We start from the raw sequence: 697 nt of genomic DNA on the forward strand, positions 1-697 counted from the left end.
GAATACATCGATTATTACAACAATGAACGCATTAAGCTGAAACTGAAAGGCCTGAGTCCGATACAATATCGAAATCAGGCCTTGGTTGCCGCTTAGAAATGAGTCCAACTTTAAGGGGTCACTTCAAATGCACACTGACCCTTTTTTATGGTCGAGTTTCAAAGGAAATACGTTTTATCGTTGTTGATTATGGTAATGCCCGATAAGCGCTGCGCCTAAAAATATAAACATGATACACATTACGCCTAACATCCAAAAATGAGTGATTTCGAACTCTTGCATGATATTACCCTCTTCTATTTATAAAAGGTTATTCCCATTTTCCAGCATAAAAAATTCGGTAAAAGGCATAACCTATCAACATAATTGTTACTATGATGATAAATACTTGTAAAAAAATATTCCAGAACATGTTACTTCCTTTTTCAATTTGTTTTACTATTTGCAACAACTTGAGCGTTATATTCCACCGAGTTGAAGTACTTATCTTTCCCAGCACACAATAAATTAGTGGTCACACCCACAGATATAGTCAAAATCAACATTACATAAGAGTTGGGAATGTCCGCCATTCCTAAGGCCTGTTGATCTTTGCTGTACATATTTCACTCAGCAATACATCGGCAACCACATCATCGAAAATGCCAGTGAAACCATACTGGCATAATTCCTTGCTAACTTTTCATACCTCGTTGAT

At 36.4% G+C, this 697-nt stretch carries 2 protein-coding genes and 1 pseudogene; 1 reads left to right on the forward strand and 2 read right to left on the reverse strand.

Going from position 1 to position 697, the window contains the following annotated elements:
* Positions 1-96, forward strand: a 96-nt coding sequence (locus tag ACYVIL_RS18725; RefSeq protein WP_256770813.1) for an IS3 family transposase, incomplete at its 5' end; no start/stop codon positions are given.
* Between the two features lie 329 nt (positions 97-425).
* Here ACYVIL_RS18725 and ACYVIL_RS18730 read toward each other — a convergent pair.
* Positions 426-602 (reverse strand): hypothetical protein, encoded by a 177-nt coding sequence (locus ACYVIL_RS18730; RefSeq protein ID WP_460314122.1) that lies wholly within the window; start codon positions 600-602, stop codon positions 426-428.
* A 7-nt stretch (positions 603-609) separates the two neighbouring features.
* Positions 610-697 (reverse strand): annotated as a pseudogene (locus ACYVIL_RS18735) (IS5/IS1182 family transposase); the annotation flags it as partial.

Source organism: Aliiglaciecola aliphaticivorans (genome assembly GCF_054782055.1).